At 39.6% G+C, this 12563-nt stretch carries 8 protein-coding genes; 1 reads left to right on the top strand and 7 read right to left on the bottom strand.

What is annotated here, in order from left to right:
- Positions 1–144 precede the first annotated feature (144 nt).
- Positions 145–1143, bottom strand: a complete 999-nt coding sequence (locus HWV03_RS13690; RefSeq protein ID WP_211676415.1) for an ABC transporter substrate-binding protein — start codon at positions 1141–1143, stop codon at positions 145–147.
- A gap of 205 nt (positions 1144–1348) precedes the next feature.
- Here HWV03_RS13690 and HWV03_RS13695 point away from each other — a divergent pair, with 205 nt between their 5' ends.
- Positions 1349–2986, top strand: a complete 1638-nt coding sequence (locus tag HWV03_RS13695) for an electron transfer flavoprotein-ubiquinone oxidoreductase (protein ID WP_211676416.1) — start codon at positions 1349–1351, stop codon at positions 2984–2986.
- 173 nt (positions 2987–3159) lie between these two features.
- On the opposite strand, the gene HWV03_RS13700 is transcribed toward HWV03_RS13695, so the two are convergent.
- The 6 genes from HWV03_RS13700 to HWV03_RS13725 all read right to left on the bottom strand — a co-directional run bounded on the left by HWV03_RS13700 (position 3160) and on the right by HWV03_RS13725 (position 12539).
- Positions 3160–4257 (bottom strand): RNA-guided endonuclease TnpB family protein, encoded by a 1098-nt coding sequence (locus HWV03_RS13700; RefSeq protein ID WP_211676417.1) that lies wholly within the window; start codon positions 4255–4257, stop codon positions 3160–3162.
- Between the two features lie 235 nt (positions 4258–4492).
- Entirely contained in the window at positions 4493–6040 is a 1548-nt protein-coding gene (gene glpD, locus HWV03_RS13705; protein WP_211676418.1) for a glycerol-3-phosphate dehydrogenase, read from the bottom strand.
- A gap of 326 nt (positions 6041–6366) precedes the next feature.
- Positions 6367–7899: a glycerol kinase GlpK gene (glpK, locus tag HWV03_RS13710; RefSeq protein ID WP_211676419.1), complete on the bottom strand. Its 1533-nt coding sequence runs from the start codon at positions 7897–7899 to the stop codon at positions 6367–6369.
- A 123-nt stretch (positions 7900–8022) separates the two neighbouring features.
- A complete protein-coding gene (locus HWV03_RS13715) occupies positions 8023–8880 on the bottom strand; it encodes an MIP/aquaporin family protein (protein ID WP_211676420.1) in 858 nt (285 codons plus the stop codon).
- Between the two features lie 513 nt (positions 8881–9393).
- Entirely contained in the window at positions 9394–10869 is a 1476-nt protein-coding gene (locus tag HWV03_RS13720; protein WP_211676421.1) for a sensor domain-containing diguanylate cyclase, read from the bottom strand.
- 281 nt (positions 10870–11150) lie between these two features.
- Complete coding sequence (locus tag HWV03_RS13725) at positions 11151–12539, bottom strand: SLC13 family permease (protein ID WP_211676422.1); 1389 nt, start codon at positions 12537–12539, stop codon at positions 11151–11153.
- Between the last annotated feature and the right edge of the window lie 24 nt (positions 12540–12563).

Raw genomic sequence — 12563 nt, forward strand, 5'->3', positions numbered from 1 at the left:
TTCACTTTAACCCAACTCTAATTATTCAGCTATAGTTAGCAACTAGAATATGGTACTGATTTCAATATCGAAAATATTAAAAAGGAAGCATTTCAGCTTCCTTAAATTATGTATCTATCACACGTTCTAAACGCTATTTAGTGGCTATAAATCAGCTAACGCTGCATTAATTTTTTTAACTGCATCGCTTGTTACCCATTGACTCCACATTGCCTTATTATTCAATAAGAAGTGTTCTGCGGCATAATCACCATCGGCTTGCTCTTCTTCTACCCAAGCAAGCTGTTGATTCATTTCGCTATTAGTAAATGTACGTTTGGAAAGATACTGCATAACCGCTGGTTCTCTTTTAGAAAAACTAGTTGTGACAATGCTCTGTACAGGTGCAGCAGGATAATCCGTCACTTTCGGGTTTTCACAGTCTTCGATAATGGTACAGTTTTCAAATTCATCACGGTTAAAACCAGTACCAAAATCAACACGAACCATCTCATATTTATCCATAAGCGCGGTTGGCGACCAATAATAGCCAAACCATGCTTCTCTATTTTCGTACGCCTTTACCATTGAACCAGCTAATCCAGCACCGGAACCAGGATCCACTAAGTCAAAACCGTAGTCAGAAAGGCCCATCGCGTTGAATAAGTTGGTGGTTGATATCTGGCAAGTCCAGCCTGCAGGACACGCCATAAAAGCAGAGCGACTTGGATCTTCTGGGTGTTTAAATAATTTAGCATTGGCCTTAATACCAGCTAACGTAGCTAAAGACGGATCTTTCTCTACCATATACGCAGGCACCCAAAAACCAGAAACGGCACCATCAGAAAGTAAATCCCCCGCAACAACAATACGACCTTCCTCCCCGCCTTTTTCCAATGTTGTCCTTATCTGGTTAGTCCAAAATTCGGGCGCGATATCAGGGGTGTTTTTTTCAATCATCGATGTCGCAGTTATCGTCGCGTTACCAGGTACAATTTCAACATCGCAGCCATAGCCGTTGGTTAAAATGAACGCATCAATATTAGCCACCAACGTGGCGCTGCCTAAGTTCATATCTGCGATTGTCACAGAGCCACATTCAGCGGCAAAGGTATTGAAAGACGCCATCGTTAGCAATATTGCTAAAGGGGATTTTTTTAACATAATAAAACCTCAAATTAAACTGAGTATATTGGTTGAAAGTCATTAACGTTATTGTAACCAATATTTTTAATTGCACATTCATTTTCACTAAAATAATTGAACTAACCAGTCTAATTCAACTAGTTAGTCGCTAATTACAATATGATTGGCGCTTATTCAAACATACACAATACTTAATGTAAGTCATTGAATAAGGATGCCAAGCGTGGAACATGAATCAATGGAGTTTGATGTTATCATTGTCGGGGCTGGTCCAGCTGGATTATCTGCGGCCTGTCGCTTGCGTCAACTAGCGCTAGAATCTGGCACCGAACTGAGCGTTTGTGTCCTCGAAAAAGCCGCTGATATTGGTGGACATACCCTTGCAGGTACAGTCTTTGAACCCCGCGCATTAGACGAACTGTTTCCCGACTGGCAAAACTTAAACACCCCAGTGACCAACGCCGTAAAACGAGATGAAACTTGGCTACTTAAAAATGCGACCACAGCCCGTCGCGTCCCCAGTATGTTAGTCCCATCAAGCTTAGACAACAAACATAACTATATCATCAGCCTTGGCGATTTATGTATTTGGTTAGCACAGCAAGCGCAAGAGCTCGGTGTTGAGATCTTCACTGGTTTTACCGCCAACGATTTAGCATTTAATCAGGACGGCAGTGTCAAAGGTGTAATCACTGGTGATATGGGTCGCAATAAACACGGAAAAGAAAAAGATAACTTCATGCCCGGTATGGAATTGATTAGTAAATACACCTTAATCACAGAAGGTTCACGTGGTCATCTAGGTAAACAACTGATCGAAAAATACAAGCTAGATAAAGACGTAGACCCACAACATTACGGACTCGGTATTAAAGAACTGTGGCAAATCGATCCAGCCCTTCATCACCCGGGCTTCGTGATGCACAGTATCGGCTGGCCATTAGCAGAGCACGGCGCCACTGGCGGGGCATTCTTATATCATCTAGGTAAAGATCAGGCTTATGTTGGTTTGATCACCGACTTAAATTACCAAAATCCTAACCTCAGTCCTTTCGACGAATTTCAACGACTCAAATTACACCCCGCATTTTGTCGTTACCTTAAAGGAGGAAAGCGCCTTGCTTACGGAGCCAGAACTATCACTAAAGGTGGGTATAACTCACTACCTAAAATGGTGTTTCCCGGCGGGTTATTACTTGGTTGCGATGCAGGTACACTGAATGTGGCAAAATTGAAAGGTACGCACACCGCAATGAAAACGGGGATGGTTGGTGCCGAAACCGTATTTTCAGCAATCGCATTAAATAAAGAGACTCTTGATAATTTCACCCTATTATACGAAGCATCCTGGGTATACCAAGAGCTATATCAATCTCGTAATTTTGCACCTATCACCCACAGATGTAATGCCATGCTAGGTGTCACCTGGTTTGAACAGAACATACTGCATAAAAGCTTGCCTTTTACACTGCACGATTCAAAACCAGATCACAGCCAATTACAAAAAGTAAAATCTGCCACTGAAATCGTTTATCCTAAACCAGACAACGAATTAACGTTTGATCGGTTAAGCTCGGTATTTTTAGCCAATATACAACATGATGCAGACCAACCTTGCCACCTTAAACTCACCGACCCCAGTATCCCGATGTGCTCTAACCTACCCCGCTTTGCAGAACCTGCACAACGGTATTGCCCTGCGGCCGTTTATGAAATAATAACCATCAACGACGAAGTTAAATTCCAGATTAATGCTGAAAATTGCATTCACTGTAAGGCTTGTGATATTAAGGATCCCTCACAAAACATAGTATGGACACCACCGGAAGGCGGTAGCGGACCCAATTATGCCAGTATGTAATACCAATAATACCCATCATCATTATCTTAAATGACAGGTTTGAAGCTCACCCAGCTAAAGCAAGGTGATTCTTGTCGTCAACGGTTTAAGCATTGTGATATTAAATCACTTTAGACTTCTAAAACCTCTTACAAGCATTTAATGTGTCGGTACTACCTACCGCCACAAATTATTTAAGCTGTTATCCTCAACCCTTCATTGTGAATATTGATAGCAGCGTTATGATCTCTGTCATGAGTTGCACCACACGAACAAGACCAGTTTCTTATCGCTAATGACCACTCACCTGAATACAGCGAGCCACATTCATTACACATCTTTGACGATGGGAACCACTGGCTAATAGCTGATACTTTACGCCCGTACCAATCCGCTTTATATTCTAATTGCCTTACTATTTCACCGAAATTAGCATCGTGGATATGTTTAGATAGCTTACGGTTCTTAACCATATTTTTGACTTTCAATGACTCGATCCCTATCACTTGGTTTTCGTTTATAAGTGTCGTCGTCATTTTATGGGTAAAGTCTTTACGGCAATTTGCTATCTTTTCGTGAATCTTAGCAAGGGTCAATTTTTGTTTATTGAAGTTGTTAGAGCCTTTTTTCATTTTGGCTAATCTGCGTGATGCCTTGGCGAGTTTTTTCGCGTATTTATTGGTTAATCGTGGATTATTGAACTTTGTTCCGTCCGAACAAATCGCTAAGTCTTTAATACCGACATCAACACCGACGGTCTTATTCACGACTGGTAGCTGCTTAACATCTTCTTTTACAAGCATTGATACAAAATATTTACCTGATGTTGTCTTTGATACCGTTAATGAGCTGGGTGTACCAGTAAACGGCCGTGACCATTTAATCTTTAATGCTTGCTTCATTTTGGCGAGTATTAGTAATTGCTTGTCCGCGCTCCATTTGAAGCCGTTACTCATATAGCTAGCAGATTGATTACCGTGTTTATGTTTAAACTTAGGATAACCAAAACCTGATTTAAAAAATGACTTAAAGCCTTTATCGAGATGCTTTAGTGATTGTTGCAATGGCACGCTAGAAACAGCTTTCAACCATGAAAAGTTGGGATTTTTTTTAAGCTGAGTGAGGTTTTTACTCCAATCGTTATAATTGGTTTTATTACCCAATTCGTATTGCGCTTTAGAGAAGCCAAGCGCTGAATTGTAAGCGAAACGAACACAACCAAATGTATGAGCAAGTATTGTTACCTGCTCATTGTTTGGGTAGAACCTGTATTTATACGCAATAAGTTTCAATTTTCAGCACCTTACATGACTGTATATATACACAGCACTAAGTTCTAAACTTAGACTCTATGTGCAAATATGTCAATATTAGTAACAAAAAAAGTGCTTATTGCTACGCAATAATGACTTACATCACCGCCCTAAAGGACAGTGTTTTTCGTCAAAGGTGATAAAAAAGCGCTGCTAATCAATGATTAGCAGCGCTTTAATACAAGTTGTTCAATCAGCGTAGTGAGTTACGCAATTAACCAACTTTATCTAGCTTTACCGGATTAAGCTTTACTACTTGTGCATTAATGTAGTCAGTAACAGCAGCTTGTTGTGCTTTATTTAAGTACAAACCAAGCTTAGTACGACGCCATAATACGTCTTCCGCTTTCTTAGCAAATTCAGTTTCAATCAAGTAATCAATTTCGCGGCTATAAACGCCTTGGCCAAAGTGAATGCCAAAATCAGCTTCAGATTGACAATCTTTAAATAAGTTCCAAGAATCTGTACCAAACTGATTAACATAACGCTTAGCGGTTTCAGGGTTTAGCCATAAATGCTGTGAACAGATATTGGCAACTAGCTGTGTACGAGGATAGTTAAAATCACCACCTGGTAGCGCTGTATCAGCAGTCCATGAATCACCTAGCTTGTCAAAGTACGGTGAAATTAGATTCATCGCAGATTCAGCCAGTTTACGGTAAGTTGTTAACTTGCCACCGAAGATAGATAGCAATGGCGCTTGTGTGCCTTCTTGCTCAATTTCCAGTGTGTAATCACGTGTAATTGCTTGTGGTGATGACGATTCGTCATCACAGAGTGGACGTACACCACTGTAAGTCCAAACAACGTCACTCGGTGCAAGTTGTTTAACAAAATGTTCGTTTACAACATCAATCAGGTAATCAACTTCTTCATCAGAGATCGCTACTTTACGTGGGTCGCCAACGTATTCAACGTCTGTCGTACCGATAATTGAGAAGTCTTCCATATAAGGAATAACAAATACAATACGGTTATCTTTATTTTGTAGAATGTAAGCTTGTTCTTCATCATGAATGCGTGGAACAACAATGTGTGAACCTTTCACCAAACGAATGTTACGTGGCGATTTTTCTTCCATGCTGTCATCGAAAAATTGCTTAACCCAAGGGCCAGCTGCATTCACTAATGCTCGCGCTGTACGCTCGAAACGAACATTTGTTTGCTCGTTTAGAATAGTGACTTGCCATAAACCATCCTTACGAACGGCTTTTTCTACACGGCAATAGTTTTCAACTTCAGCGCCATTACGTTGTGCTGCCATTGCGTTTAGAATCACTAAACGCGCATCATCAACCCAGCAATCTGAATATTCAAAACCTTTAGTAATTTCTTTTTTAAGCAAACCTGATTTCGCTAAATTTACTTGTTTGCTGCCTGGTAACGTTGTACGTTTACCCAAGTTATCATACAAGAACAAGCCTGCACGAATCAGTATTGCAGGACGTAAGAAAGGACGATGTGGTAAACGGAAACGCATTGGTTTAACAATGTGTGGCGCTTTTTTAAGTAATACTTCACGTTCTGCTAATGCTTCAGATACTAAACGGAATTCGTAATGCTCAAGGTAACGCAAACCGCCATGAACTAATTTAGAGCTTGCTGATGATGTTGCAGAAGCAAAATCAGCTGCTTCATATAAGCCAACAGTTAAGCCTCGGCCAGCAGCGTCTGCAGCAATACCGGCACCATTAATGCCACCGCCAACAACGATCAGATCTAATACTTCATTGGTCATTACTTTCTGATTTCCATTATTCATACTTAACTCACTTTAAATACATTCTTGTTTGAGCGAACGACCGCTATCGAACATCTGCAGTTAATATAGAACACTTTCATATTAAAATCACCATTTACTTTCGAATTCGCGCATTTATTTTTACATTTCGAACATTTGAGTTTAAATTCATGCCCAATTGAATGTTCGAATGGCTATTAAACATTAAAGACATGGCACTTTGATGACAAAAATAGACCAAATAGCAATAAAACACATAAAAAAAGAGCGCCACAGTATAAAACTTAATGGCACTCTTTCAATTTAAGCTAAAACGACGACCTATTGGCAATCAAACTTAAACACGATTACAGTAAATCGTCTTCTTCGTCATGACCTTCAGACCATGATTGTGCCGCTTTAACAGCACGTTTCCAACCGCGGTAACGACGCTGACGTTTTACTTCATCATCATGTGCTTCAAATGATTTTTCGATAATAGCTTTGTCTGAAAGCTCATCAAGACTATCCCAGAAACCAACAGCAAGACCTGCAAGGTATGCAGCACCTAATGCTGTTACTTCCGTTACCGCTGGACGTAATACAGTTGTATCTAGAACATCAGCTTGGAATTGCATTAGGAAGTTATTTGCTACTGCACCACCATCTACACGTAGTTCAGTCAGTTTAATGCCTGAATCCGCTTGCATTGCATCAAGTACGTCGCGTGTTTGATACGCGATACTTTCTAGTGTTGCACGGATAATGTGGTTTGCACCCACGCCACGTGTTAGACCAACGATCGTACCACGAGCATATGCATCCCAGTACGGTGCGCCTAAACCTGTGAATGCAGGAACAACATAAACACCATTAGAAGTCTCAACTTTAGTCGCAAAGTATTCAGAATCTTTCGCATCTGAAAGTAACTTCATTTCGTCACGTAACCATTGGATAGATGCACCACCCATGAATACTGCGCCTTCGAGTGCGTATGCAACTTCACCGCGTGGTCCACATGCTAACGTAGTTAATAGGCCATTCTTAGATGTTACTTTTTCTTTACCAGTGTTCATTAATAAGAAACAACCAGTACCATAAGTATTTTTCGCTTGACCTTGCTCTACACACATTTGACCATAAAGTGCAGCTTGCTGATCGCCCGCAATACCAGCAAGAGGGATACGCGTACCACCCTTACCACCGATGTTCACTTGACCATACACTTCTGAAGAAGATTTCACTTCTGCCATCATTGATAGTGGAATATCAAGAATCTTAAGTAGTTTCTCATCCCACTGTAATGTATTGATGTTAAATAGCATGGTACGTGATGCATTCGTGTGGTCTGTTACATGAACGCGCCCTTGTGACATTTTCCAAACTAACCAAGTATCAACCGTACCGAACAGTAGTTTACCTGCTTCAGCGTCTTCACGCGCACCCTCTACATTATCAAGGATCCATTTAATTTTTGTACCTGAGAAGTACGGGTCAACAACAAGACCAGTGTTTTCACGAACGTACTCTTCAAAGCCTTCGTTTTGTGCTTTTAATTTGTCACAAATGTCTGCAGTACGACGACACTGCCATACAATTGCGTTATAAACTGGCTTGCCTGTTTCTTTATTCCAAACAATAGTCGTTTCACGTTGGTTCGTAATGCCGATACCCGCGATCTCATCACTGGTGATACCTGTTTTCGCTAACGTTTCAACTAATACTGAACTCTGAGTTGCATAAATTTCAAGTGGATCATGCTCAACCCAACCAGCTTGCGGGTAGATTTGAGTAAATTCACGTTGAGAGACGCTAACAATATTTGCATCGTGGTCAAGAATAACGGCACGAGAACTAGTTGTTCCTTGGTCTAAAGCAATAATGTATTTTTTCTCAGTCATTATGAAGTCCTTTATATTTCATTTGGTAGAGTACTTTATACTTAGTGTTTAAAGTAAATAGGTCTTATTTATTATAAATAATATCGTATTCAAAACCGCTTGGGTGTAATTCAAAATGCATACTTATACTTTAGCAGCTACACCTTCAACTGATTCGTCATCACACTGGTTTGGGATAGTACAACCGTGGCCTGCTGATGGTAGGTATTGACCAATCACTTTTGGATACAACCAGCCACCAAAACATGCACCAGCAATTGGCGCTAAAATTGGCACGATAAAATAAGGAATCTCTTTAGCGCCTGTTAGTGCGTAATCCCAACCCGCGAAATAAGCGAATAGTTTTGGACCGAAGTCACGTGCAGGGTTCATTGCAAAACCAGTTAGTGGACCTAAAGAACCACCAATGACCGCAATTAATACACCGATAAGCACAGGATTCATTGCACCGCGTGGTTCGCCGTTGCTTTCATCACCTAACGCTAAGATAGCGAACATTAGTACCGCAGTGATTACGAACTCAACCGCAAATGCGCCAATGAACGTTAATGATGGGTGTGGGTAAGTTGAGAAGATACCCGCTGTTGATAATGCCGCTTCACTGTTACGTAGGAAACCGTTCGCGATTTCGTAGTCAGTAAATAAGTTGCTATATAAGCCGTATACTAAAGCAGCTGAACAGAAAGCTCCTGATAGCTGTGCGAAAATATAAGGTAATACTTTGCTTTTATCAAATCCGTGAAAAGCTGCTAAGGCAATCGTCACAGCAGGGTTAATGTGAGCACCAGATACACCGGCTGTACAGTAAATAGCAATCGCTACCCCCATACCCCAAATAATACTGATTTCCCATTGACCAAAACTAGCGCCTGTTAATACCAATGCTGCTACACAGCCGACACCAAAAAAAATTAGCAGTCCAGTGCCAATAAACTCAGCGAGGCATTCGCCCATCAGAGTATGCTGTTTATTGTTAGCCATGATTCATTCCTTTGTTATGTTTTTATATTTTTATGTAGGGTATACACGATCTTCGTGTGCCAGTAAATTTACACTTTTAATACATAATTAAAACAAACAAAGAATAAAAGTGAGCGTTCGAACACATTAATACGCTCAAATAAGACACATTGAGTTATATTAACTTACAAAATACGCAGTATCGAGCTGGTTTGACCAGAATAAAATCATATACGGATAGAATTACATTGCATACCCGCAACAAAATTAACACTTTATTGGTAACTAAATGTGTTTAAATCGCATAAATACTTCATATAGTCTAATTAGAAAGGGCTAAAAAAGATAAGATGTAACTAAACGAGCACTGTAACGACAATATGATTAAAACGAACAAAATACGGTTAAACCATCAACAGGCTTAACCGTATCAACACTGTATTAACTAGGCGTGTGTGACCCTACTGCGAGATAGCAGAATGATCGGCTTGGTTTTGATGTCACACTTTTAATAAGCATGTATATAGCACTGAACTAGCGTTCAATTGGATTACGGCTATTAAAATCACCATATAACACACGGTTTTTACCTGCAACCTTAGCTGTATACAAGAGTTCATCCGCCTGCTTTATAATGCTTTTGATTAATTTAATTTGATCAATCGAAGAAGTAGTGATTGCACCACCAGACATGGTGACGTGAAATGTAATATCTCCGCTATAATGCGGTAAGTTAGCGACAGTTTCACAGATGCGTTCAAAAATATCAATTTGTTTATTGCCTTTGTTATAAGCAATCAACAAACCAAACTCTTCACCACCGAGACGGAAAAAAATATCTTTTTCACGGACCATATGCCGAATTGCAGTGGTAACCCGAATAAGAACTTCATCGCCGACAGGGTGACCATAAGTATCGTTAACGTGTTTGAAGTTATCAAGATCTATGATCATAAACGAATAAAACTGATGCCTTCCAATACCTTCTAACTCAGCTATAAAACCACGGCGGTTAAGTAAACCAGTCAATGGATCATGATGAGACTCTTTCGCTAGCGTTTGCGATACAAGACGTAATTTAAGCGTATACAACACCCAACCAGCAAGGACAATAGCGACAAAATAAAACGTAATATCAACAAAACTATTTTTGATTAGATATTTTAACTTGTCAGCCATAGCGTTGGGCATCACTAAGCGCAAATCCGTCGTCTGACCATCAAAACTTAAATTTTTACTGGATAAATTACCTAACGGTGGAAGTACTGCTGTATTGCTTATATAAAAATCTGAATCAATATCCGAGACTAAATCACTCCACAAAATATCCATGTTCAGCACACCATAAAATGTCTTATCCATGAAAATTGCAATCGAAAAGGTAATGACATCTTTGTTGAGGCTTAAATCTGCATAAGGGCCAGTAATGAAGATCTGATTCCCAAGATCTTCAACATCTACACTCAATGTTTTCTGCATATACGGTCGAGTAAACAACTTAGTTTCAAATTCACTAGGCTTCAGAACCAATGCATTATATTTTGGCGAGGTAATCACAAATTTATCCAACGAAATGAAATACAAACTAATCACATCATCCGCACGGCCCGCAAGAAACGTCATCATTGGTGCTATTTTTATCGTCTCTTTAATCTTATTTTGCAGTACCGTGTTGTCCTCACAGCCCGCTTTATCACTGGCAACTAAGAAGTTTGTCTCAAATTCATACATATGCTCACTGGTTGGAAGTTTAGATACAAGACAAGTGTCATCGTCATTCAATGTGAAACTTAATTTTTTATCATCAACTAACGCGGTATTTAAGGAGCTTAATTGCGACATGCCATATTGAATTGCTTGCAACTGATAAAATAGCTCACCTAAGCGCCCTTCAACGGCCTGAAAAGAATGTTGGAATTTATCTAGCTGTTTAACCTCAGAACGATTAACCTGATAAGTGATGATAGTACCAATAATAATAACTAAATAAATAGCAATTCTAGCTTTCACAATACACCTGTTTATCGCATCTTTTTATGCCTGATAATTAGCTGGAAATAATATACTGAATCATTACTGATTACTATGGTTGACAATGTAAGGACATGCAATAGAAACATTATGTTACTGAAATATGCATATTGGAAGCGTAATATATTAATAATAAGCGTGAAATATATAATTTGGGGATAAAACGCTTTATATACTGGCGGAATAAACCTTATAAATAGTAAGGCCTCTATAAATAGAGGCCTTACATCCGTACTGTCATTAAATTTAATACCCTATCGTTATAACCAGAATAGCCACGCTACGATCGATAAAATAAAGATACAAATCAAGTTCAGGTAGATACCAACACGCATCATTTCAGATTGTTTAATGTGCCCGGTACTAAATACAATCGCATTAGGAGGTGTTGCGACAGGTAACATAAATGCGCACGATGCTGAAATTGCGATAAGTGCAGATAGAATAACAGGTGACATACCAAGCGCTTCTGCTACACCTGCAAAAACTGGGATTAACAGTGCAGCACTGGCGGTATTACTGGCAAACTCTGTCAGCATAACGACAAACGCAACAATGGTTAAAATGATAATAACCATTCCTGCCTGGGCCAGAATCCCGCTTAAGCTTTCCGCCAAGAATACACTGGTACCAGTTGCTTTTAATATATTACTTAAACAAATTCCACCGCCAAATAACAGGAGTACACCCCAGTCAGTCGTCTTCTCAATATCTTTCCAATTGACGACTCGAGCTACACCTACAAGCACAATCGCCATCAAGGCCACTAATGTATCAAACTTAGAGAAACCACCAAGCATTGCATTAATCGGTTTACTAAATATCCATAAAAATACCGTTAACGAGAAGATAGCAAGTGTAACAATTTTACCTTTATCCCACTCAATAGGTTGATGGTCTAGCTCAAAGATTTCATTCAGATTTGGTTTAAGCAGTATATATAGCACACCGACTGTCACAGGCAGTAATATCAAGGTAATTGGCACACCATATGACATCCATTCCGTAAAACTCAAATTTAATTGCGCCGCTGCAATCGCATTAGGGGGGCTGCCAACGATAGTTGCAATTCCACCAATACTGGCGCAATAAGCAATACCAAGCAATACAAAGACATAAGTATTATGGCCTGTTTTAGTGTTTACTTTGTTAAGTACACCTAATACCAAAGGTAACATCATCGCGGTTGTCGCGGTGTTACTGATCCACATAGATAAACCCGCAGTGACACCAAACAGCATAAACACCGCAACATTCATTCTGCCTTTTGCCAGCAAAAGTACCTTATCCGCAATTACCTTATCGAGCTCTTGTCGATGTAGCGCGGCAGCAAGTGCAAAACCACCAAGGAACAAAAAGATAATAGGGTTAGAAAAATTATTAAGCGCAGTTTGAGTATTAAAGACTTCAAATACCACAGCAAGAATAGGCACTAATAAAGCGGTAATACTTACATGCAGTGCTTCTGTTAACCATAAAATGGCAATAAAACTAAGAATACTAAGCCCCAATACCACATCTTTTTCAAAAGGTAAAAAATTATATAATAAGGCAAATAAAACAACATCTAAAATAATAATAATGCTGTTTTTATTGGTTAGCCACTCCATCGTATTGGTGGGCAGCGGTAGGCTTTCATTTTTGTTCATGTGAGCTCAATTCTCCTAATGAAT

It is taken from the genome of Moritella sp. 36, from assembly GCF_018219415.1.
Lineage (GTDB): Bacteria > Pseudomonadota > Gammaproteobacteria > Enterobacterales > Moritellaceae > Moritella.

What these genes read in the sequence shown, in the direction of transcription:
- HWV03_RS13690 (WP_211676415.1), bottom strand. Translation starts at nt 1,143, where the DNA reads ATGTTAAAAAAATCCCCTTTAGCAATATTGCTAACGATGGCGTCTTTC.
- glpD (WP_211676418.1), bottom strand. Translation starts at nt 6,040, where the DNA reads ATGAATAATGGAAATCAGAAAGTAATGACCAATGAAGTATTAGATCTG.
- glpK (WP_211676419.1), bottom strand. Translation starts at nt 7,899, where the DNA reads ATGACTGAGAAAAAATACATTATTGCTTTAGACCAAGGAACAACTAGT.
- HWV03_RS13715 (WP_211676420.1), bottom strand. Translation starts at nt 8,880, where the DNA reads ATGGCTAACAATAAACAGCATACTCTGATGGGCGAATGCCTCGCTGAG.
- HWV03_RS13725 (WP_211676422.1), bottom strand. Translation starts at nt 12,539, where the DNA reads ATGAACAAAAATGAAAGCCTACCGCTGCCCACCAATACGATGGAGTGG.